Consider the following 22,561-nt stretch of genomic DNA (forward strand, 5'->3'; position numbering starts at 1 on the left):
CCCCCACCCGTCGAGGGGTGGGGGTCGTCGCCGTCGCAGCGGTGCGGGACCGCCGGCCTGGTGCCTGTCGGCTCAGGCGCCGGTGAGCTTTTCGCGCAGGGCGGCCAGGGCCTCGTCGGAGGCCAGGGTGCCGGAGTCGGCGGCCGGGGCCTCGGAGGAGTAGCTGGTCGGGGCCGGCGCGGACCCGGCGGAGGAGGACGACGAGGAGGAGCTCGTCGTGCCGCCGGCGGCGGCCTCGGCGTCCTCGGCGATCGACTTCCGGACCTGCTCCTTGTGCGCCTCCCAGCGGGACTGGGCGTCGGCGTACTGCTGCTCCCAGGCGGCGCGCTGGGTCTCGTAGCCCTCGATCCACTCGTTGGTCTCGGGATCGAAGCCCTCGGGGTACTTGTAGTTGCCCTGCTCGTCGTACTCGGCGGCCATGCCGTACTGGGCCGGGTCGAACTCGGTGGAGTCCGGGTCCACGCCCTCGTTGGCCTGCTTGAGCGACAGCGAGATGCGGCGGCGGTCCAGGTCGATGTCGATGACCTTCACGAACAGCTCGTCGCCCACGGAGACGACCTGCTCGGCCATGTCCACGTGACGCTGGGCCAGCTCGGAGATGTGCACCAGGCCCTCGATGCCGTCCTCGACGCGCACGAACGCGCCGAAGGGGACGAGCTTGGTGACCTTGCCCGGCACGACCTGCCCGAGGGCGTGGGTGCGGGCGAACAGCTGCCACGGGTCCTCCTGGGTCGCCTTCAGCGACAGGGAGACCCGCTCGCGGTCCATGTCGACGTCCAGGACCTCGACCGTGACCTCCTGGCCGACCTCGACGACCTCGGACGGGTGGTCGATGTGCTTCCAGGACAGCTCGGAGACGTGCACCAGGCCGTCGACGCCGCCCAGGTCCACGAAGGCGCCGAAGTTGACGATCGAGGAGACCGTGCCCGTGCGGACCTGGCCCTTCTCGAGCTTGTGCAGGAAGTTGGAGCGGACCTCGGACTGGGTCTGCTCGAGCCAGGCGCGGCGGGACAGAACCACGTTGTTGCGGTTCTTGTCCAGCTCGATGATCTTCGCCTCGATCTGCTGGCCGATGTACGGCGCGAGGTCGCGCACGCGGCGCATCTCCACGAGGGAGGCGGGAAGGAAGCCGCGCAGGCCGATGTCGAGGATGAGGCCACCCTTGACGACCTCGATGACGGTGCCGGTGACGACGCCGTCGTCCTCCTTGATCTTCTCGATGTCTCCCCAGGCGCGCTCGTACTGAGCCCGCTTCTTGGACAGGATCAGGCGGCCTTCCTTGTCCTCCTTGGTGAGGACCAGAGCCTCGACCTCATCACCCACGGTCACGACCTCGTCCGGGTCGACATCGTGCTTGATGGAGAGCTCACGGGACGGGATGACGCCCTCGGTCTTGTAGCCGATGTCGAGAAGGACCTCGTCGCGGTCGACCTTGACGACGGTGCCCTCGACGAGGTCGCCGTCGTTGAAGTACTTGATGGTCGCGTCGACAGCGGCGAGGAAGTCCTCCGCGGACCCGATGTCGTTGACGGCAACCTGCGGGGTGGTGGTGGTCATGTAGTAGGGGCTCCGATGGGGATAGGTTGTTGATCAGTCGGAACGGAGATTGTCCGGCCGGACCGCGGCCGTTCCGAAGGATTGCTGGACAGGGCACGTGCACAGCACGCACCGCGTCAGTCTACGGAGGTCGGAAAAAGGACGCAACACGCGACCCTCCGCGCGCGCCGGCTCAGAACTGCGTGACGCCGTACGGGGCGGTCGGGGTCTCCATGAAGTCCTGCAGGTCCCGCAGGGCCTCCTCGTCCCGGGCGACGATCAGCCCGGCCTGCGCGAGGGTGCTCGCCTTCACCGCCCCGAGGTACAGGGACCCGAGCACGTCCACGCGCATCGCCACGTCCGCGCCGTCCGGCAGCTCCACGGCCGGCACCGACCGCCCGGCGTCGTCGTCGGCGGTGCGGGGCCGGTCGCCGAGGCGCTCGACCACGGGCGAGCCGCCGGTGGTGTCCAGCGCCCAGACGCCGTCCGCGTAGCCCATCGAGTCCACGAGGGAGATCACGATGCGCCCGCGCGGGGTGTAGGAGCGGGCCACCAGTGCGGCGGCGGGGTCCAGGACCCGCACCCAGACCTTGTCGGACTCGGCCGTCACCCGGTACTTGGCGCGGTCCGCCATCGCCCACACCAGGGGGTCCTCCACGGGGGCCCGGCCGAAGCGGACCTGGTCCACGAGGTCCAGGGAGGTCACGAACTTCCACAGGGCGATCGACACGTCCGGGGACGCGCCCACGAGGTCGAGCACCGTGAGGGTCAGCGGGTAGGACGTGTTCGGCTCGAACCGGTAGGTCACGTAGCCGTCGGGGTGCATCCCGTCGTCGTAGTGCACGGCGCAGCGGACCTCCGGGTCCGCCTTCTGCGGGGTGATGGCGTACTCCCCGGTGTACTCGGGCCAGTGGTAGGCCACCCGGCTCACCGATCCGTGCGAGCTCTCGTGGAAGCGCTGGAAGAGCACCGGGGCGAGCCGGCGCACCTCCTCGCCGTCGGCCATCTCCACGCTGCCCACGGTGGGCGCCTTGAGCTGCAGCCGGGTGGTGGCGTCCACGGTGACCTCGCGGTTGAACGTGGCCGCGCCGAAGCCGAACCGGCCGTAGATGGTGGCCTCGGTCGCGGTGAGCAGCGCCACCGGGTAGCCGTCCCGCCGGATGCGGTCGAGCTCCCCGGTCATCAGCCGGCGCAGCAGCCCGCGGCGGCTGTGCGTGGGCCGGACGGTGACCTCGGAGATCAGCCGGGCCCGCAGCAGCCGGCCGCCGCCCGCGTTGAGGGAGCCCTCCCAGGAGGCGAAGGTCGCCACGGGCCGCCGCGTGGGCAGCGCCGCCTCCGGCACGGCGTGCGGGTAGGCCGCCCGCAGCCGCACCCGCTCGGCGTGCATCCAGGACAGGGTGCGCTCGAGGGTCTCGTCGGTCGGCTCCGCCTGGTGGAAGCCCTGGCGGATGGCCCGGACCCACTCCACGGCCGCCGGGTTCGCCGCGACGCCCCCGGGGCCCACGCCGAACTCCGCGAAGGTGTAGTCGTGGCCGTCGGCCGAGTAGGACTCGGTCACGGTCCCCGGGGTGGACGGTGTCGTCGGGGCGTCGTGCTGGTGGTCCATGGCGTGCTCCTCGTTGGCGGTGGGGCGGGGCGGCGGCGTGGCGGCCGGGCCGGTCAGTGGGCGGCCTCGTGCCAGGAGCGGCCGGCGCCCACGTTGACCTCCAGCGGCACGGACAGCTCGGCGGCGCCGCCCATCTCCTCCCGCAGCACCCGCTCCACGGACCCGCGCTCCCCGCGCACGACCTCCACCACGAGCTCGTCGTGGACCTGCAGGAGCATCCGCGAGCCGAGCCCCTCCTCGGTGAGGCGGCGGTCCACGCCGAGCATCGCCTTCTTGATGATGTCCGCGGCCGAGCCCTGGATGGGGGCGTTGAGGGCGGCGCGCTCGGCCATCGAGCGCAGCTGCCGGTTGTCGCTCGAGAGGTCCGGGAGGTACCGGCGCCGGCCGTCGATCGTGGCCGTGTAGCCGTCCTCGCGGGCCTGCTCCACCACCCCGCGCAGGTAGTCCCGCACCGCCCCGAACCGGGTGAAGTAGTCGCTCATCAGGGTGCGGGCCTCGTCCACGGGGATCCGCAGCTGCTTGGAGAGCCCGAAGGAGCTCAGCCCGTAGACCAGCCCGTAGCTCATGGCCTTGACCTTGGAGCGCATGGGGGCGGTCACCTCCTCGGGGGCCACCCCGAAGATCTTCGAGCCCACGAAGCGATGCAGGTCCTCGCCGCTGCGGAACGCCTCGATCAGCGCCTCGTCCCCGGACAGGTGCGCCATGATGCGCATCTCGATCTGCGAGTAGTCGGCGGTCAGCAGCTGCTCGTACTCCCGGCCCTCCTGGGGGCGCCCGACGACGAAGAGCCCGCGGATCCGGCGGCCCTCCTCGGTGCGCACCGGGATGTTCTGCAGGTTCGGGTTGGTCGAGGACAGCCGGCCGGTGGCGGCGACGTTCTGCATGTAGGTGGTGTGCACGCGGCCGTCCTCGGCGATGGCCTTCTGCAGGCCCTCGACCGTCTGGCGCAGCTTGTTGGCGTCCCGGTAGGCCAGCAGGCCGGCGAGGAAGCGGTGGCCCTTGGAGTCCGGGTCGGTGCGGGTGAGCAGCTCCGCCACGGCGTCGGCGTCGGTGGTGTAGCCGGACTTGATCTTCTTGGTCCTCGGCAGCCCCAGCTCCTCGAACATCACCTGCTGCAGCTGCTTGGTGGAGCCCAGGTTCACGGGCTCCTCGATCTGCGCGTGCGCCTCCTGCTGCGCCTGCTCGATCACCCGGGCGAAGTCGTCGAGCAGCACCTGGACGCCCTCGGCGTCCACCGCGATGCCGGCCAGCTCCATCCGGCCCAGCACCACGGCCAGGGGCAGCTCGAGGTCCGTGAGCAGGGCGCTCTGGTGCGTCTCGGCCAGCTTCTCCCGCAGGTGCGCGGAGAGCTGGACGGTTGCGACCGCCAGCTCGGCCTCCCGGCGCAGCACGGCCGGGGCGGGCCACGGCTCGGCGTCGAGGGCGAGCTGCTGCTGTCCCTCGGGGGCGGCCCCGTCCGCGGCGGGCGCCACCGCCAGGCCCAGCCGGTCCTCGAGCAGCGCGGGCAGTTCGTAGCTGCGCCGCGCGGGCTGGAGCAGGTAGGCCGAGAGCTGGGGGTCGTCGACGACCCCGGCCAGCGGCAGCCCGCGCACCGCCAGGGACTTCCAGACGTCCTTCAGCCCGTCGACGACCTTGGGCCGGTCGGTGTCGGAGAGCCAGCCCGCCAGTGCGGTCTCCAGGGCGGAGTCCGCGGCCGCGAGGTCCAGGAACAGCGCGGAGGGCTGCGACCCGCCGCGGGCGAGGACCATCCCGGAGAGCTCCCGGGCGCCCGGCAGGACGGGGTCGTCGTCGCGGTGCAGGGCGTGCACCACCACGGGGTCCGGTCCGTCGGCCAGCCACCGCTGCAGCTCCTCGGCGGTGCCGGGGCGCCCGACCTCCCCGAGCCCGAGGTCGGCCGGCGGCGCGGCCTCCTCCGCGGGACGGCCGAAGGCGTCGAAGAGCCGGTTGCGCAGGCCGTCGCCGAACTCGAGGTCGTCGAAGACCTCCCGCACCGCCTCGGCGTCCGGCACGGGCAGGCCCGCGTCGGCGAGGTCGAGCTCCAGCCCGAGGTCCGTGATCAGGCGGTTGAGCCGCCGGTTGCGCTCGACGGCCGCGCGGTGCTCGCGCAGCGCCTCGCCCTTCTTGCCCTTGACCCGGTCCGCGTGCGCCAGGATCTCGTCCACGCCGCCGTAGGCCAGGATCCACTTGGCCGCGAACCCGGCGCCCACCCCGGGGATGCCGGGCAGGTTGTCGGCCTGCTCCCCGGTCAGCGCCGCGAGGTCGGGGTAGTGCTGCGGCGGCACCTTGTACTTGTCCACCACGGCGGCGGCGTCCATGTGCTTGAGGTCGGACGGGGTGCGCCCGGGGTAGACGACCGTGACGTGCTCGTCGATCATCTGGAAGGCGTCCCGGTCCCCGGAGAAGACGAGCACCTCGTAGTCCTGCTCGGCGCCGCGGCGGGCCAGCGTGGCCAGCACGTCGTCCGCCTCGTGGCCCTCCGCGGTGACCACGGGCACGCCGAGGGCGTCGAGGATCCGGCGGATCTGGGGGACCTGGCCGTGGAACTCCTCGGGCGTCTCGTCCCGCCCGCCCTTGTACTCCTCGTACTCCTGGGAGCGCAGGGTGGGTCCCTCCAGGTCGAAGGACACCACCAGGTGCGTGGGCTTCTGCTCCCGCACCAGCTTCACCAGGGTGTTCACGAAGCCGTAGACGGCCTCCGTGTGCCGGCCGTCGGAGGTCACGAACGCGGGTCCCCCGCCGTACTCGGCGGCGCGGGACAGCGCGAAGAACGCGCGGAAGGCCAGGGAGTGTCCGTCGACCAGCAGCAGCTTCCGGTCGGGGCGGGAGACCGGGACGGGGATCGCGACGTCGACGGGGTGGTCCGTCTCGGTCCCGACGGTCACCGTGCGGGCGGCGCCCCCGGGGCCCGCCTCGGTCTGCGTCTGCTGCGTCGTCTGCTGCGTCGTTTCACTCACCCGACCATCCTAGGGCCCGGGCGCCGCGCGGGGACCCGGGGCCGGGCCGGGTCAGGCCACCTGGTTGATGATGGCCTCGGCGACCTCCCGCATGGACAGCCGGCGGTCCATCGAGGTCTTCTGGATCCAGCGGAAGGCCTCGGGCTCGGTGAGGCCCATCTTGGTGGTCAGCAGCGACTTCGCGCGCTCCACGAGCTTGCGGGTGGCGAACTGCTCCTTCATGTCCGAGACCTCGCGCTCGAGCGCGGCGATCTCCTCGGCGCGGGAGATCGCGATCTCGATGGCCGGCACGAGGTCGTCCACGGTGAAGGGCTTGACCACGTAGGCCATGGCCCCGGCCTCGCGGGCCCGCTCCACGAGCTCGCGCTGGCTGAAGGCCGTCAGCAGGACCACCGGGGCGATCCGGTCGGAGGCGATCTGCTCGGCCGCGGTGATCCCGTCCAGGACGGGCATCTTCACGTCCATGAGCACGAGGTCCGGGCGGTGCTCCCGCGCGAGCTCCACGGCGCGCTGGCCGTTCTCGGCCTCCGCGACCACCTCGTAGCCCGCGTCCCGGAGCATCTCCACGATGTCCAGCCGGATCAGGGTCTCGTCCTCGGCGACCACCACGCGGCGGGCGGGGCTCAGATCGTCCTGCACGGTCCCACCGGGCTGGTCCGCGAGGTCCTCCCGGGCCTCGGGCTCCTCGGCCGGGGCGGGGTTCGGCTGCTCCGTCACGCTGACTCCTTGGCTGCTGGTGCGTCGTCGCCCGCGCCGGGCGGGCCTCCGGGCGGCGGGGCCGGCGGCGCCCGGATCCCCGGCACCGCGCGTTCCGCCCGACCGGTCCCAGCCTATAACTGTTGTAGAGTGGTCGAGCGCAGAAGCCGCCCGTCCGAGGCGACGCGGACTGCGACCGCGGGCCCAAGTGGCGGAATTGGCAGACGCGCCGCACTCAAAATGCGGTTCCTCACGGAGTGTGGGTTCGAGTCCCACCTTGGGCACCAGCACCCCGGACCAGCGGTCCGGGGTCTTCTCGTCCCGCCCGTGCCGTCAGCCGCCGGTCCCGCGCTCCCGGACCAGGTTCGTGACCCGGGCCGTGGACAGCCGCCGCCCGCGCTCGTCGGTCACCACGACCTCGTGCACGGTGAGCGTGGCGCCCAGGTGCAGCGCCGTGCAGGTGCCGGTGACCGTCCCGGAGGCCGCGCCGCGCTGGTGCGTCGCGTTGACGTCGACACCCACCGCGTACCGGTCCGGCCCCGCGTGCACGCTCGCCGCCGTGGAGGCGAGCGTCTCGGCCAGGACGCAGTGCGCTCCCCCGTGCAGGATCCCGCCCGGCTGGGTGTTCGGCGCCACCGGCATCGTGGCCACCGACCGCCCGGGCGTGAGCTCCGTGAACCGGATGCCCATCGCCCGGGCGAGCCCGCCCACCCCGTGCCCGGGGAAGACGAAGTGCAGCTCGTCGGGGACCCCGTGCTCGCGCAGGTCCCGCGCGTGCTCCTCGGGGGTCATGCCGGTCCCGCTCAGGACTCGCGCCACGGGCCCACGCGCTCCCGCTTGCGCTCCCCGCTGAGCAGCTCACCGGCGTCGGCGACGTCGCCCACGCGGTGCACCTTGACGAGGTTCGTGGTGCCGGCGACCCCGGGAGGCGAGCCGGCGCAGATCACGACCATGTCGTCCTTGCCCGCGAGGCCCTGCTCCTGCAGGTGGAGGTCGACCTGACGGGTCATGTCGTCGGTGTGGTCGACCTTCGCCACCTGGATGGGCTGCACGCCCCACAGCAGGGACATCAGCGCCGTGACGAGGGGCTCGGGGGTGAACGCCAGGATCGGGTGGGCCGGGCGCAGCCGGGAGAGCCGCCGGGCGGAGTCCCCGGACTGGGTGAAGGTGCACAGGTAGCTGACATCGAGCTGCCGGGCGATGGTGACCGCGGCGCGGGTCACCGCGCCGCCGCGGGTGCGGGGCTCGGTGCCCAGGGCCGGGACGCGCTCGAGGGCCTGGGACTCGGTGGCCTCGATGATCCGGGCCATCGTCTCGATCGTCTCGATCGGGTACTTGCCCACGGAGGTCTCCCCGGAGAGCATGACCGCGTCCGCGCCGTCGAGCACGGCGTTGGCGCAGTCGGAGGCCTCGGCCCGGGTGGGGCGGGGGCTGTCGATCATCGACTCGAGGACCTGGGTGGCGACGATCACGGGCTTGGCCCAGCGGCGGGCCAGTTCGATGGCGCGCTTCTGCACGATCGGGACCTGCTCCAGCGGCAGCTCCACGCCGAGGTCGCCGCGGGCCACCATGATGCCGTCGAACGCGTCGATGATCTCGTGCAGGGCGTCCACGGCCTGCGGCTTCTCGATCTTGGCGATCACCGGCAGCCGCCGGCCCTCCTCGTCCATGATCTCGTGCACGCGCACGATGTCCTTGGCGTCGCGCACGAAGGACAGGGCGATCAGGTCCACGCCCCGGCGCAGGGCCCAGCGCAGGTCGTCCTCGTCCTTGTCGGACAGGGCCGGGACGTTCACGGCCACGCCGGGCAGGTTGATGCCCTTGTTGTTGGACACCGGTCCGCCCACGACCACCTCGGTGGTGACCGTGGTGTCCGAGACGGCGGTGGCGCGCAGGGCCACCCGGCCGTCGTCGATGAGCAGCGGGTCGCCCACCTTGACGTCGCCGGGCAGGGCCTTGTGCGTGGTGGAGCACAGGCTCGCGGTGCCCTCGACGTCCTCGACCGTGATCGAGAACTCGTCGCCGGGCAGCAGCTCGTGCGGGCCGTCGGCGAAGCGGCCGAGCCGGATCTTCGGTCCCTGCAGGTCCGCGAGGATCGCAACCGTGGCCCCGACGTCCGCCGAGGCGCGCCGCAGGTTCTCGTAGGAGGAGTCGTGCACGGAGTGGTCGCCGTGGCTCATGTTGAGCCGGGCCACGTTCATGCCCGTCCGGATCGCCTGGGAGAGGTTCTCGTACGAGGAGATGGCCGGGCCGATCGTGGCCACGATCTTCGCTCTACGCATGTGTGCCGCCTTGGGTCGAGGGGTGCCTCCGGGAGGACGTGCACAGCACTGCGGCCGGGGGCTGCGGCGCGCAGGACGCGCCGCAGCCCCCGGCCGCACTGCCTGGATGTCCGCCCGGGGGCGGGGAGGTCGTGTCCAGCCTACCAACGCCGCCGCCGGTGTCGAGGCGGCCGGGGCCCGGTCCCGGCCCGGACGTGCGACGGCGCGGGCCGCACCCCTCGAGGAGGGGCGCGGCCCGCGCCGTGGGCGTGGTGCGGTGGGCGTGCTGCCGTGCTGCCGTGCTGCCGTGCTGCCGTGCTAGAGGCTGAGGTCGATCGCCCGGTCCGTCGGGGCCACCGGCTCCGGCAGGCGGGTCGACCCCATCAGGAACCGCTCGACGGCGGCCGCGCAGGCGCGGCCCTCGGCGATGGCCCACACGACCAGGGACTGGCCTCGGCCCGCGTCGCCGCAGGCGAACACGCCGTCCACGCTGGTCATGTACCGGTCGTCGCGGGCCAGGTTGGTCCGGCCGTCCAGCTCGGCGCCGATCTGCTCGGTGATGTCCTCGGACTCGTTGCCGGTGAAGCCCAGGGCCAGGAACACCAGGTCCGCGGGGATCACCCGCTCGGTGCCCCCCTTGGGCGCGCGCCGGCCGTCGGGCAGGTACTCGGTCTCGGCGACCTTCAGCCCCGTGAGCCGGCCGTCCTCCCCCACGAACTCCACGGTGGAGGCCAGGTAGGTGCGCTCACCGCCCTCCTCGTGGGACGTCGAGACCTCGAAGACCTTGGGCATCATGGGCCACGGGTCGGCGTCGGAGCGGTCCGCGGCCGGCTTGCGCCCGATCGCCAGGGACGTGATCGACGCCGCGCCCTGGCGGTTGGCGGTGCCGATGCAGTCCGAGCCGGTGTCTCCGCCGCCCAGGACGATGACGTGCTTGCCGGCGGCGGAGATCTGGTCCTCCACCTCGTCCCCGGCCACCACGCGGTTGCCCTGCACCAGGTAGTCCATCGCGAAGTGGACGCCGTCCAGGTCCCGGCCCGGGATCTCCAGGTCCCGCGGCCGGGTGGCGCCGGTGGCGACGACCACCGCGTCGTAGCGGCGCTTGAGCTGATCCCAGGTGATGTCCTTGCCGATCTCCACCCCCGGGCGGAAGCGGGTGCCCTCGGCGCGCATCACGTCCAGGCGGCGGTCGAGCACCTCCTTCTCCATCTTGAAGTCGGGGATGCCGTAGCGCAGCAGACCGCCGATCCGGTCGTCGCGCTCGTAGACCGCCACCGTGAAGCCGGCCTGGGTCAGCTGCTGGGCGGCCGCGAGGCCGCCGGGCCCGGAGCCCACCACGGCCACGGTCTTGCCGACCAGGCGCTGCGGGACGAACGGCTTGATGATGCCCTCGTCGAAGCCCATCTCGCCGATCGAGTACTCGATCTGCTTGATGGTCACCGCGGGCTGGTTGATCCCGAGCACGCACGAGGACTCGCACGGCGCCGGGCACACGCGCCCGGTGAACTCCGGGAAGTTGTTGGTGGCGTGCATGCGCTCGACCGCCTCGGCGTCGAGGCCCCGCCACACGAGGTCGTTCCACTCCGGGATGAGGTTGCCGAGCGGGCAGCCCTCGTGGCAGAAGGGGATCCCGCAGTCCATGCACCGGCCGGCCTGCTTCTGCAGGACCCCCCGGTCCTGGGCCTCCTGGACCTCCTTCCAGTCCATGATCCGGACGGGCACCGGCCGCTTCGGGCGGTCGACGCGCTCGGTCACCTTCAGAAAACCGCGCGGATCAGCCACGGGTCGTCACCTCCAGGATCTTGTGCCAGGCCTCGTCGCCGTCGGGGTCCTGCCCCTGGCTCCGGGCCTCTTCGCGGATGCCCTGCACGGCGGCGTACTCCCGCGGCAGGACCTTGGTGAAGCGCCCGAGGGTGGCCACGGGATCGGCCAGGAGCCGGTCGGCGAGCTCGGAGCCGGTCTCCTCGGCGTGCTTCGTGATGAGCGCCAGCACCACCTCGGCGTCGGCCTCGTCCAGCGGCAGCAGCTGCAGCTCGCCGCTGTCCCGGGCCTGCTTGTTGACCGAGGTCTCGGCGAGGTCGATGACGTAGGCCACGCCGCCGGACATGCCGGCGCCGAAGTTGCGCCCGGTGCGGCCGAGCACCAGGGCGGTGCCGCCGGTCATGTACTCGCAGCCGTGGTCGCCGATGCCCTCGACCACCGCGGTGGCGCCCGAGTTGCGCACCAGGAACCGCTCGCCCACGGTGCCGCGCAGGAAGATCTCCCCGCTGGTGGCGCCGTAGCCGATGACGTTGCCCGCGATGACGTTCTCGGAGGCCTCGAAGACCGCGTCCCGCTCGGGGCGCACGATGATCCGCCCGCCGGAGAGGCCCTTGCCGCTGTAGTCGTTGGCGTCGCCCTCCAGGCGCAGGGTGATGCCCTGCGGGAGGAACGCGCCCAGGGACTGCCCGGCCTGGCCCGTGAGCGTCACGTCGATCGTGTCGTGGGCGAGCACGTCCGTGCCGAACGTCCGCGTGACCACGTGCCCGAGCATCGTGCCCACGGCGCGGTCGGTGTTGATGATGTGCTGCTGGATCCGCACCGGCTCGCGCTTCTCGAGTGCGGCCCGGGAGAGCCGGATCAGCTCGTTGTCGAAGTGCTTTTCCAGCTCGTGGTCCTGGCCGCGCATGTTGCGCACGGCCGCGCCCCGGTGCTCGAGCACCGTGGAGTGCAGGATCGGCGAGAGGTCGAGCCCGTGCGCCTTCCAGTGGTCGATGGCGTCCTTGGTCTCGAGGACCTCGGCGTGCCCGACGGCCTCCTCGAGCGAGCGGAACCCGAGCTGGGCCAGGTACTCCCGGACCTCCTCGGCGATGAACTCGAAGAAGTTCACCACGTGCTCGGCCCGGCCGGTGAAGCGCTTGCGCAGCTCCGGGTTCTGGGTGGCCACGCCCACGGGGCAGGTGTCCAGGTGGCACTTGCGCATCATGATGCAGCCCTCGACGATCAGCGGGGCCGTGGCGAAGCCGAACTCCTCCGCGCCGAGCAGCGCGGCGATGATCACGTCCCGCCCGGTCTTCATCTGCCCGTCCGCCTGCACGACCACGCGGTCCCGCAGCCCGTTGAGCATCAGCGTCTGCTGGGTCTCGGCCAGGCCGAGCTCCCAGGGGGCGCCGGCGTGCTTGAGCGAGTTCAGCGGCGCCGCGCCGGTGCCGCCGTCGTGCCCGGAGACGAGCACCACGTCGGCCTTGGCCTTGGTGACGCCCGCGGCCACGGTGCCGATGCCCATCTCGGAGACCAGCTTCACGTGCACCCGGGCCCGCGGATTGGACCGCTTGAGGTCGTAGATCAGCTGCGCCAGGTCCTCGATCGAGTAGATGTCGTGGTGCGGCGGCGGCGAGATCAGGGACACGCCCGGGGTGGAGTGGCGGGTCTGGGCGATCCAGGGGTAGAGCTTCTGGGCCATGAGCTGCCCGCCCTCGCCGGGCTTGGCGCCCTGGGCCATCTTGATCTGGATGTCGTCCGCGTTGGTCAGGTACAGGCTCGTCACGCCGAACCGCCCGGAGGCCACCTGCTTGATGGCCGAGCGCCGCTGCGGGTCCAGCAGCCGGTCGACGTCCTCGCCGCCCTCACCGGTGTTGGACTTCCCGCCCAGCCGGTTCATGGCGATCGCCAGCGTCTCGTGCGCCTCCTGGGAGATGGAGCCGTAGCTCATCGCCCCCGTCTGGAAGCGCTTGACGATGGAGCTGACGGGCTCGACCTCCTCGAGCGGCACCGGCTTGCGGTCCGCGGCGAAGCCGAGCAGCCCGCGCAGGGTCAGCAGCTTCTTCGTCTGGTCGTCCACGAGCTTCGTGTAGGACTTGAAGATGTCGTAGCGGCCGGTGCGGGTCGCGTGCTGGAGCCGGAAGACCGTCTGGGGGTTGAACAGGTGCGGCGGGCCGTCGCGGCGCCAGTCGTACTCGCCGCCGGTCTCGAGGTCCCGGTGGGGCTCGGTCACGCCGTCGGAGGGGTAGGCCCGGCGGTGCCGGAACGCGGTCTCCTCCGCGATCACGTCCAGGCCGATGCCGCCGATCTGCGTGTGGGTGCCCGTGAAGTAGTCGTCCACCAGCTCCCGGGACAGCCCGAGCGCCTCGAAGACCTGGGCGCCGCAGTAGGAGGACACCGTGGAGATGCCCATCTTGGACATGATCTTCTGCACGCCCTTGCCCAGGGCCTTGATCAGGTTGTGCACCGCGTGCTCGGTGGTGATCCCGGTGAGGTCGCCCGAGCGCACGAGCTCCTCGGCGGACTCCATGGCCAGGTACGGGTTCACCGCGGACGCGCCGTAGCCGATGAGCAGCGCCACGTGGTGGACCTCGCGCACGTCTCCGGCCTCCACGATCAGGGCCACCTTGGTGCGGGTCGCCGAGCGCAGGAGGTGGTGGTGCACGGCGGAGGTCAGCAGCAGCGAGGGGATCGGGGCCCAGGCGCCGTTGGAGTCGCGGTCGGAGACGATGACGTACTCCACGCCGCGGGCCACGGCCGCCGAGACCTTCTCGCAGATCTCGGCGATCCGGGCGCGCAGGGACTCCGCCCCGCCGTCGGGCCGGTACAGGCCCCGCACCTTGAGGGCCGCCGGCATCCCGTCGGCGCCCTCGATGTGCAGGAACTGGTCCAGCTGGTCGTTGTCGATCACCGGGAAGTCCACGGCGACCTGGCGGGTGCGGACCCGCTCGGTGGTCAGCAGGTTCCCGGAGGGCCCCACCGAGCCGCGCAGGCTCGTGACGAGCTCCTCGCGGATCGCGTCCAGCGGCGGGTTGGTGACCTGGGCGAAGGACTGCACGAAGTAGTCGAAGAGGGTGCGGGACTTCTCGGCGAGCACGGCGATGGGGGTGTCGGTGCCCATCGCGTAGATGGGCTCGGCGCCCTTGGCCGCCATGGGCCCGACGATCATCTTCAGCTCCTCCTGCGTGTACCCGAAGGTCTTCTGGCGCAGGGTGATGGAGGAGCGGGGGTGGACCATGTGCTCGCGCTCGGGGAGGTCCCGGATGTCCACGATGTTCGCGTCGGCCCACTCCTCCCACGGCTCGGCCGCGGCGATCTGGGCCTTGATCTCGGCGTCCTCGACGATCCGCCCCTGGGCGGTGTCGACGAGGAACATGGTGCCCGGGGACACGCGGCCCTTGCGCACGATCTTGCGGTCCCCGATGTCGACGACCCCGACCTCGGAGGCGAAGACGACCAGGCCGTCGTCGGTGACCCAGAACCGGCCGGGGCGCAGGCCGTTGCGGTCCAGGAGGGAGCCCACCTGCACGCCGTCGGTGAACGCCACCGCGGCCGGGCCGTCCCACGGCTCCATGAAGGAGGCGTGGTAGCGGTAGAACGCCTTGCGGGCCGGGTCCATGGTCTCGTGGTTCTCCCAGGCCTCGGGGATCATCATCATCATGGCCTGGGTGACGGGCCGGCCCGCGAGCACGAGCAGCTCGGCGACCTCGTCCAGGGACTGCGAGTCGGAGGCGCCCTCCGAGCAGATGGGGAACAGCTCCTCGGGGTTGCGGCCCAGCAGCGGGGACTTCAGCTGCGACTGGCGGGCCCGCATCCAGTTCCGGTTGCCCTTGACCGTGTTGATCTCGCCGTTGTGCGCGAGCGTGCGCATGGGCTGGGCCAGCGGCCACGAGGGGAAGGTGTTGGTGGAGAACCGGGAGTGCACGATGGCGAGCTCGGTGGTGAACCGGTCGTCGGAGAGGTCCGGGTAGAAGGGCTCGAGCTGCTGGGTGGTCAGCATGCCCTTGTAGACGATCGTGCGGGAGGACAGCGAGGGGAAGTAGACGCCGGCCCGGTTCTGGGCGCGCTTGCGCAGCCGGAACGCCTTCTGGTCCAGGCGCCGGCGGGCGGTCTCGTCAGCGGGCTCCGGCGCGGTCTCGGCGATGAAGAGCTGCACGAAGTAGGGCATGACCTCGAGCGCGGACTTGCCGACCACGGACTCGGCCACCGGGACGGGCCGCCAGCCGAGGACCTGCAGCTCCTCCGAGCGGGCGAGCTCCTCGAGGGTGGCCTGGACCCGCTCCGCGTTCTCCCCGCCGTGCGGGAGGAAGGCGGTGCCCACGGCGTAGCCGCCCAGGGCCGGGAGCTCGAAGTCCAGCACGGCCCGGAAGAACGCGTCCGGCAGCTGCGTCAGCAGCCCGGCGCCGTCCCCGGTGCCCTCGTCCCCGCCGACGGCCCCGCGGTGCTCGAGGTTGCGCAGGGCGGTCAGCGCGGCGTCGACGATCTCGTGCGTCGGCGCGCCGTTGAGGGTCGCGACCACGGCGAGGCCGCAGGCGTCCTTCTCCTCGTCCGGGTGGTACAGGCCCTGTTCCTCGGGCGCGTTGGAGAACTGCTCGAACGGGGACGTCGCCTGCTCCTGTGCGGTCTCGGCGGGAGCGACCGGACGCGGGTCCGTGCCCTCCTGGGCAGAATTGTCACCGGGGGTGCCGGCCGGGGTAGAGGTCATGACTGACGTCTCCTCACCATGGGATGCGGTCAACAGGAGCGGCCCCCGCGGCAGAGCTCCGGTCGGGAGGTGCCGCCGGATCGTGAGCTGCCGCCGGCGTCCCCGAGCAGTGGTCGTGGAGGTGCCGGGCGGCGGAAGGGCCCCGTTCCAGGAATGTCCGTCGATGGACGATCGTGGCGTGCGCCGGACCCGAGGACGTGGTTCACCCGTCCGCCGGTCAGGCGCCAGAAAAATCTAGCACTCAGATGTTACAGCTCTGAAAACTCCTCGGCCAGGAGCCCCGTTCCGGCCCCGGGTGCGGTATCAGGCGCGCGAGGGCTCCACGGCGCCGCCCCGTGCTCTCCGGCGGCGCAGCACCGCCGCCGCGAACAGGGCCGTCCCCAGCAGCACGAGCCCGAGGGCGGTCCACACGTGCACGCGCAGCCCGAGCACCATGAGGGAGGGGTCGATGCGCAGGAACAGCTCGATGAGCATCCGGCCGAGACCGTAGTGGATCAGGTAGAGGGCGAACAGCCGGCCGCCGTCCAGGCGGAACCGCCGGTCCAGGGCCAGCAGCAGCACCACCCCGAGCAGGTTCCACAGGGACTCGTAGAGGAACGTGGGGTGGAACAGGGTGTCGGCCGGCAGCCCGGCCGGGAAGTTGGCGCTGGACGGGTCGATCTCGAGGCCCCACGGCAGGGTGGTGGGGCGGCCGAAGAGCTCCTGGTTGAACCAGTTGCCCCAGCGCCCGATCGCCTGGGCGAGCAGCAGCCCGGGGGCGGCGGCGTCGGCGAAGACCGCCAGGGAGATCCCGTTCCGGCGGCACACCCACCACGCGGCGGCCGCGCCGAAGGCCACGGCCCCCATGATCCCGAGGCCGCCCTCCCAGATCCGCAGCGCGGCCAGCGGGTCGGCCCCGGGCCCGAAGTAGCCGGCGGGGTCGGTGATCAGCACGTGGTAGACCCGCGCGCCCACGATCCCGGCGGGGACCGCCCACATCACGATGTCCCAGACGATGTCCGGGTCCAGCCCCCGGGCGGCCCAGCGGCGGGTGGTCAGCCACAGGGCGGCGGCGATGCCCGCGAGGATGCACAGGGCGTAGGCGTGCACGGTCAGCGGTCCGACCGAGAAGCCGGACCAGTCCGGGGACGGGATGCCGCTCCGGATCGGGGCGCTCATGAGGGCGGGCACGGGGGGAACGGCGCTCAGCAGCATGCGGTGGGGCCTCGGCTCGTGGGGTCGTGGGGACGGGCGGCCCGGCCCCCGCGGGGTCCGGGCCGCCCGTCACGCTATCAGGCGCGCCCGGCCAGTTCCCGGGCCAGAGCGCCGACGGCCTCGGGGCCGCCGTCGGCCAGCGCCTGCACCAGGGCGGTGCCCACGATGACGCCGTCCGCGTACGCACCGATCTCCTCGACGTGCTCCCGGCGCGAGACGCCCAGTCCCACGCACACGTGCTCGGCCCCGGCCGCGCGGGTGTCCGCCACGAGCTGCTCGGCGACGTCGGAGACCGCGTCCCGGGCCCCGGTGACGCCCATCACCGACACGGCGTAGACGAAGCCGCTCGCGGCCCTGACCACCAGGTCGAGCCGCTCGCGCGAGGAGGACGGGGCCACCAGGAAGATCCGGTCCAGGCCGTGGGCCCGGGACGCGGCGAACCACTCCCCGGCCTCGTCGGGGATCAGGTCCGGGGTGATGATCCCCGCTCCCCCGGCCTCGGCGAGCCGCCGGGCGAAGGTGTCCACGCCCATCTGCAGCACGGGGTTCCAGTAGGTCATCACCACGGGCACGGCGTCGGTGCGCTCGGCCACGGCGCGGACCACGCGGAAGACGTCCGCCACGCGGAACCCGTTGGCCAGCGCCGTGGTGGTGGCGCGCTGGATGACGGGCCCGTCCATGACGGGGTCCGAGTAGGGGATGCCGATCTCGATGACGTCGGCGCCGTTGGCACCCAGGGCCACGGCCGCCTCGATCGACTCCTCGACGGTGGGGAAGCCCGCGGGGAGGTAGCCGACCAGGGCCGGCCGGCCCTGCTCCCGGCACGCGGCGATGCGGGCCGCCAGCCGCGAGCCGGGGTCGGCGCTCAGGCCCGGGGGCAGGATGCGGGACGCGAGGTCGGCCCCGGAGGTCTCGTCTCGAACGGTGCTCACAGTCGCTCGCCCTTCTCGCCGAGCTCGGCCTCGGCGCTGTCGTCCGGGAGCATCCCGAACCATTCCGCGGCGGTCGCCACGTCCTTGTCCCCGCGTCCCGAGAGGGAGACGACGACGATCTTCTCCGCGGCCGCCTCCGGGCCGAGCTCCTCGGCCCAGCGCCGGCCGAGCTTCAGGGCCCCGGCCAGGGCGTGGGAGGTCTCGATGGCCGGGATGATGCCCTCCGTGCGGCACAGCAGCCGGAAGGCCTCCATCGCCTCCGAGTCCGTGATCGCCTCGTAGCGCGCCCGCCCGATGTCGTGCAGGTAGGAGTGCTCGGGGCCCACGGCCGGGTAGTCCAGGCCCGCGGAGATCGAGTGGGACTCGAGGGTCTGCCCGTCCTCGTCCTGCATGAGGTAGGTCCGGGCGCCGTGCAGCACCCCGGGACGGCCCAGCGAGATGGTGGCGGCGTGGCGTCCGGTCTCCACCCCGTCCCCGCCGGCCTCGAAGCCGTACAGCTCAACGGAGGGGTCGTCCAGGAAGCCGTGGAAGATGCCGATCGCGTTGGACCCGCCGCCCACGCACGCGGCCACGGCGTCGGGCAGGCGTCCGGTCTGCTCCAGGATCTGGGCCCGGGACTCCTCGCCGATCTGCTCGTGGAAGTAGCGGACCATCGCGGGGAACGGGTACGGTCCCGCCGCGGTGCCCAGCAGGTAGTGGGTGTGCTCCACGGAGGCGACCCAGTCCCGCAGCGCCTCGTTGATGGCGTCCTTGAGCGTGCGGGAGCCGTTGGTCACGGGCACCACGGTGGCGCCCAGCAGCTCCATCCGGGCCACGTTGAGGGCCTGCCGGCGGGTGTCCTCCTCGCCCATGTAGACCACGCACTCCATGCCGAACAGGGCGGCAGCGGTCGCCGAGGCCACGCCGTGCTGGCCGGCGCCGGTCTCGGCGATCAGCCGGGTCTTGCCCATCCGCCGCGCCAGCAGCGCCTGGCCGAGCACGTTGTTGATCTTGTGCGAGCCGGTGTGGTTGAGGTCCTCGCGCTTGAGGAAGATCCGGCACCCCGCCTCGGCCGCGAAGCGCTGGGCCTCGGTCAGCAGGGAGGGCCGGTTCGAGTAGTCGCGGGAGAGCCGCCGGAACTCCGCGGTGAACTCCGGATCGGTCTTCGCCTTCTCGAACACGTCGGTGAGCTCGTCGAGGGCCGCGATGAGGGACTCCGGCATCCACCGACCCCCGAAGTCCCCGAAGTACGGCCCGGGGGCCTCGCGCAGGGACGACGCCTCCGCGGCGAGGGCCTCCGCCTCCGCGGCGGGGACGCGGCGGCGGGCCCGGGCGGCCGCGCCGGCGGCGCGGAACCCGGTGATGGTGCGGGAGGGGTCTGCGCTGCGTACCAGAGCCTCCCCCACCAGGACGGCCTTGGCCCCGTGGGAGGCGTAGAGGGCGATCTGCTCCTCGCCCTCGACCCCGGACTCGGCCACGACCACGGCGTCCTCGGGCAGCAGCCCGGCGAGCCGGCCGAAGGTCTCGACGTCCGTGTCGAGGGTCTTGAGGTTGCGGACGTTGACGCCCACGATCCGGGCGCCGACCGCGACCGCCCGCTCGATCTCCTCCGGGGTGTGCGTCTCCACCAGCGCGTGCATGCCCAGCTCGTGGGTGAGCGCCAGGAAGCGGCGCAGCTCGTCGTCGGAGAGAGCGGCGACGATCAGCAGCACGAGGTCCGCACCGTGCGCCCGGGCCTCCCAGATCTGGTACTCGTCGACCGTGAAGTCCTTGCGCAGCACGGGCACCCCCACGGTCGCGCGCACGGCGTCGAGATCGGCCAGGGAGCCGTGGAAGCGGCGCTGCTCGGTCAGCACGGAGATCACCGAGGCGCCACCGTGCTCGTAGGCCGCGGCCAGCCGGGCGGGGTCGTCGATGGGAGCCAGCGCGCCCTTGGACGGGCTCGAGCGCTTGACCTCCGCGATGATCTGCACGGCGTCCGCGCTGGGCCCGCGCAGGGCGGCCTCCGCGTCCAGGGCCGGCGGACGCTGGGCGGCCGAGCGGCGGAGCTCGTCGAGGCCGACGCGCTCCCGCCGCTCCGCCAGGTCCGCCCGGACGCCCTCGATGATGGCGTCCAGGACCGTCCCGGTGCTCTGTTGCGACATGGTTTCCTGTCCTCTCGGCGGCACAGGCCGCCATGGTGCGTTCGTGCGGTGCGCGCCGCGTCCGGCCCGTGCGGGGCCGGCTGCCGCCCGGCGACCGGAGGGGCGCGGGGCGGCGGAGCCGTGGCCGGCGCCGGGCCGGCCCGGGCTCAGCCCTGGTGCGCGCGGGCCTCGTGCTTGCGCTGCTCGGAGCTGCTGCCGTGGCCCATTTTGCTGAGCACGGCCCCGGCGACGAGCCCGACGACGACCAGCACGATGCCCGCGACGAGCACGGCCGTGAGGCCGATCGTGAAGCCGACCACGCCCACGATGACGCCCACCGACATGATGCCCACCGTCACCCAGGCGGCCAGCGTGTTGCCGTGCCCCACGAAGCCGGTGTGGTCGAGGACGATCTCGTTTCCGTTTGCCATGTTGTTGCACTCCCGATGTCCGTGCCGGAGCCGGCCGGCTCCGCTCGCTCGGCCCCGGCGGGGCGCGGCGGTTGCTGACAGTCTGTCCCACCCCATTGTGCCACCCCGCCGGACCGGTCCGCGCACGCCCCACGGGGCGGAGGGGCGCACGGTTCACGGGGCTGAGGGGCGCACGGTCCCGTGGGCCGTGCCCGGCGTGGGGCGGTGCTCAGACCGTCGGGTCGCGGCCCTCGGTGAGGGCGTCCCAGGAGTCGATCTCGTCGCCGGGGCGGGCCGTCCCGGCCGGGGCGGCGTCCGTGCCGGAGCGCTCGTAGCGCCGGGCCGCGGTCCAGGACCGCCCCGCCACGAGGGACCAGGCTCCGCACAGGGCCACCAGCGCCGCGGCGGCCGCGGCGAGCCACGGCCAGACGGTGACGGCGAAGTCGCCGCCGGCGTTGATCATCCCGGTCGTCTCGCCCACGGTGGCCTGCGCGGCGCCGGCGGGGTCGGTCAGCACCGCCACGGACGCGGCCAGGGCGCCCAGGCCGGCGAGCAGGACGACCCCGGCCACCACCGTGCGCAGCACGCGCCCGGAGATCGCCGTGGCGAGGGCGCCGGCGGCCGCCACGAGCCCGAGGGCGGTGACGGCGGGTGCGGCGTCGGACCCGGCCACGTCCACGGTCACGGGCTCGAGCGTTGTCCGCACGGTCGCGGAGATCCACGGGGCGGCCGAGCAGGCGAACACGGCCAGGGCGCACACCAGGGTGGCGAGCACCACGCTCGAGCGGCGGGAGAGCACCGCCGGCAGCGCTCCGCGGGGCTCAGGCACGCCCGGCGCCCGTCTCCCGCACGGCCACGCGCTCGAGGTCCAGGGCGTGCAGCCGCTCCGCGAGCATGACCGCCCGCAGCGGCGCCGTGGCCTTGTTGAGCGACTCCAGGGCCTCGGTCTCGGGGTCGGAGTCCGCGACGATCCCGCCGCCGGCCTGCACGTAGGCCTTGCCGTCCACGAGCAGCGCCGTGCGGATGGCGATGGCCATGTCCATGTCGCCCGCGAAGTCGAGGTAGCCGACCACGCCGCCGTAGACGGCGCGGCGCAGCGGCTCGTACTCGTCGAGCAGGCGCAGCGCCCTCGGCTTGGGCGCCCCCGAGAGGGTGCCGGCGGGGAACGTCGCGGCGAGCACGTCGTAGGCGGTGGCGTCCGGGCGCATCCGGCCGACCACGTTGGAGCACAGGTGCATGATGTGGCTGAAGCGCTCGACCTCCATGAACTCCGTGACCTCCACGGAGCCCGGGACGGCGATCTTGGAGATGTCGTTGCGGGCCAGGTCCACGAGCATCAGGTGCTCGGAGCGCTCCTTCTCGTCCTGCAGCAGGTCCCGCTCCAGGGCGAGGTCCTCCTCGACGGTGCGCCCGCGCGGGCGGGAACCGGCGATGGGGTGGGTCACGGCCTGGTCCCCGGTGACCGTCACGAGGGCCTCCGGGGAGGAGCCGACGATCGAGAAGGGACGGCCGCCGGCGTCCTCGAAGCTGTACAGGTACATGTAGGGGCTGGGGTTGATGGCCCGCAGCATGCGGTACACGTCCAGGGACTCGGCCGTGCACTCCGTCTCGAAGCGGCGGGAGACGACCACCTGGAAGATGTCCCCGTCCACGATGGCCTTCTTGCCCTCCACGATGGAGTTCAGGAACAGGGTGCGGTCCCAGCTCTGGTCGACCTTGGACTCCAGGTCGTCCCGGATCTCGTCGGAGCCCGTGAGCGTCGAGGCGGTGGTGCCGCCGAGGGGCCGCGCGAGCTTCTCCAGCATCGCGTGCACCCGGTCCACGGCGTCGGCCCAGGCCTCGTCGACGCGCTCGTCCGTGTCGTCGAAGTTGACGGCGTTGGCCACGAGCATCACGGTGCCGTCCGTGTTGTCGTGGATCGCGATGTCGGAGACCAGGTTCATCGCCAGCTCGGGGATGCGCAGGTCGTCCTCGGGCGGGTGCGGGAGCCGCTCCCAGCGCCGCACGGCCTCCCAGCCCACGAAGCCCACGAGGCCCGAGGTCAGCGGGGGCACGTCCGCGAAGCGCTCCGTGTGCAGCAGCGCCATGGTGTCGCGCAGCGCCTCCACCGGGTTGCCGCCGGTGGGGGCGCCGGCCGGGGCCTGCCCGATCCAGTGCGCCTCGCCGTCCTTCGCGGTGAGCGTGGCGCGGGAGTTCGCGCCGACGAACGAGTAGCGGGACCAGACCCCGCCCTCGGCCGCGGACTCGAGCAGGAAGGTGCCCGGCCGGGCCGCCCCGTCCTCGAGCGCGAGCGCCCGGTAGAGCCCGATCGGGGTCACGGCGTCGGCGAGGATCTTGACGCGGACGGGGATGACGCGGCGCTCGGCGGCGAGCGCGCGGAACTCCTCGAGGGTGGGGCTGATGGTGCCCAGGTCCTGCATGGGTG

General features: G+C 72.7%; 14 protein-coding genes, 1 tRNA gene and 1 pseudogene. 1 reads left to right on the plus strand and 15 read right to left on the minus strand.

Annotated features, from left to right (window positions below):
* Positions 1-72: 72 nt before the first annotated feature.
* From rpsA to QYM41_RS05880, 4 genes are all read right to left on the minus strand, one after another.
* A complete protein-coding gene (rpsA, locus tag QYM41_RS05865) occupies positions 73-1,557 on the minus strand; it encodes a 30S ribosomal protein S1 (RefSeq protein ID WP_368798813.1) in 1,485 nt (494 codons plus the stop codon).
* Positions 1,558-1,729: 172 nt separating this feature from the next.
* Positions 1,730-3,142 (minus strand): GNAT family N-acetyltransferase, encoded by a 1,413-nt coding sequence (locus QYM41_RS05870; protein WP_368798814.1) that lies wholly within the window; start codon positions 3,140-3,142, stop codon positions 1,730-1,732.
* Positions 3,143-3,195: 53 nt separating this feature from the next.
* The gene (gene polA, locus QYM41_RS05875) at positions 3,196-6,096 is read right to left on the minus strand and encodes a DNA polymerase I (RefSeq protein ID WP_368798815.1); all 2,901 of its coding nucleotides are present in this window, start codon (positions 6,094-6,096) and stop codon (positions 3,196-3,198) included.
* Positions 6,097-6,147: 51 nt separating this feature from the next.
* Positions 6,148-6,735, minus strand: a complete 588-nt coding sequence (locus tag QYM41_RS05880; protein WP_368798929.1) for an ANTAR domain-containing response regulator — start codon at positions 6,733-6,735, stop codon at positions 6,148-6,150.
* Between the two features lie 259 nt (positions 6,736-6,994).
* On the opposite strand from QYM41_RS05880, the gene QYM41_RS05885 reads away from it, so the two are divergent.
* A tRNA-Leu gene (locus QYM41_RS05885) sits at positions 6,995-7,079 on the plus strand.
* 46 nt (positions 7,080-7,125) lie between these two features.
* On the opposite strand, the gene QYM41_RS05890 is transcribed toward QYM41_RS05885, so the two are convergent.
* From QYM41_RS05890 to QYM41_RS05940, 11 genes and pseudogenes are all read right to left on the minus strand, one after another.
* Positions 7,126-7,584, minus strand: a complete 459-nt coding sequence (locus QYM41_RS05890) for a PaaI family thioesterase (protein ID WP_368798930.1) — start codon at positions 7,582-7,584, stop codon at positions 7,126-7,128.
* Positions 7,585-7,595: 11 nt separating this feature from the next.
* Positions 7,596-9,074: a pyruvate kinase gene (gene pyk / locus QYM41_RS05895; protein ID WP_368798816.1), complete on the minus strand. Its 1,479-nt coding sequence runs from the start codon at positions 9,072-9,074 to the stop codon at positions 7,596-7,598.
* Positions 9,075-9,371: 297 nt separating this feature from the next.
* Positions 9,372-10,835, minus strand: a complete 1,464-nt coding sequence (locus QYM41_RS05900; RefSeq protein ID WP_368798817.1) for a glutamate synthase subunit beta — start codon at positions 10,833-10,835, stop codon at positions 9,372-9,374.
* A complete protein-coding gene (gltB, locus tag QYM41_RS05905; protein ID WP_368798818.1) occupies positions 10,828-15,498 on the minus strand; it encodes a glutamate synthase large subunit in 4,671 nt (1,556 codons plus the stop codon). The genes QYM41_RS05900 and gltB overlap by 8 nt, the downstream gene beginning before the upstream one ends.
* Before the next feature lie 303 nt (positions 15,499-15,801).
* Positions 15,802-16,692: a prolipoprotein diacylglyceryl transferase gene (gene lgt, locus QYM41_RS05910; RefSeq protein ID WP_368798819.1), complete on the minus strand. Its 891-nt coding sequence runs from the start codon at positions 16,690-16,692 to the stop codon at positions 15,802-15,804.
* Between the two features lie 77 nt (positions 16,693-16,769).
* The gene (gene trpA / locus QYM41_RS05915; protein ID WP_438612554.1) at positions 16,770-17,576 is read right to left on the minus strand and encodes a tryptophan synthase subunit alpha; all 807 of its coding nucleotides are present in this window, start codon (positions 17,574-17,576) and stop codon (positions 16,770-16,772) included.
* Between the two features lie 44 nt (positions 17,577-17,620).
* Positions 17,621-18,874: a tryptophan synthase subunit beta gene (gene trpB / locus QYM41_RS05920; protein WP_438612555.1), complete on the minus strand. Its 1,254-nt coding sequence runs from the start codon at positions 18,872-18,874 to the stop codon at positions 17,621-17,623.
* Between the two features lie 60 nt (positions 18,875-18,934).
* A pseudogene (gene trpC, locus QYM41_RS05925) lies at positions 18,935-19,747 on the minus strand (indole-3-glycerol phosphate synthase TrpC); the annotation flags it as partial.
* Between the two features lie 146 nt (positions 19,748-19,893).
* Entirely contained in the window at positions 19,894-20,157 is a 264-nt protein-coding gene (locus QYM41_RS05930; protein ID WP_368798820.1) for an HGxxPAAW family protein, read from the minus strand.
* 208 nt (positions 20,158-20,365) lie between these two features.
* The gene (locus QYM41_RS05935) at positions 20,366-20,965 is read right to left on the minus strand and encodes a Trp biosynthesis-associated membrane protein (RefSeq protein WP_368798821.1); all 600 of its coding nucleotides are present in this window, start codon (positions 20,963-20,965) and stop codon (positions 20,366-20,368) included.
* Positions 20,958-22,556 (minus strand): anthranilate synthase component I, encoded by a 1,599-nt coding sequence (locus QYM41_RS05940; protein WP_368798822.1) that lies wholly within the window; start codon positions 22,554-22,556, stop codon positions 20,958-20,960. The genes QYM41_RS05935 and QYM41_RS05940 overlap by 8 nt, the downstream gene beginning before the upstream one ends.
* Between the last annotated feature and the right edge of the window lie 5 nt (positions 22,557-22,561).

Origin of the sequence: Kocuria oxytropis (assembly GCF_040981195.1) — a bacterium.
In the GTDB taxonomy this organism is placed as follows: domain Bacteria; phylum Actinomycetota; class Actinomycetes; order Actinomycetales; family Micrococcaceae; genus Kocuria; species Kocuria oxytropis.

Bases quoted from the DNA above. Each gene is read 5' to 3' on its own strand.
- lgt (WP_368798819.1), bottom strand. From the start codon at position 16,692: ATGCTGCTGAGCGCCGTTCCCCCCGTGCCCGCCCTCATGAGCGCCCCG.
- QYM41_RS05870 (WP_368798814.1), bottom strand. From the start codon at position 3,142: ATGGACCACCAGCACGACGCCCCGACGACACCGTCCACCCCGGGGACC.
- pyk (WP_368798816.1), bottom strand. From the start codon at position 9,074: ATGCGTAGAGCGAAGATCGTGGCCACGATCGGCCCGGCCATCTCCTCG.
- QYM41_RS05930 (WP_368798820.1), bottom strand. From the start codon at position 20,157: ATGGCAAACGGAAACGAGATCGTCCTCGACCACACCGGCTTCGTGGGG.
- QYM41_RS05890 (WP_368798930.1), bottom strand. From the start codon at position 7,584: ATGACCCCCGAGGAGCACGCGCGGGACCTGCGCGAGCACGGGGTCCCC.
- rpsA (WP_368798813.1), bottom strand. From the start codon at position 1,557: ATGACCACCACCACCCCGCAGGTTGCCGTCAACGACATCGGGTCCGCG.
- gltB (WP_368798818.1), bottom strand. From the start codon at position 15,498: ATGACCTCTACCCCGGCCGGCACCCCCGGTGACAATTCTGCCCAGGAG.
- QYM41_RS05940 (WP_368798822.1), bottom strand. From the start codon at position 22,556: ATGCAGGACCTGGGCACCATCAGCCCCACCCTCGAGGAGTTCCGCGCG.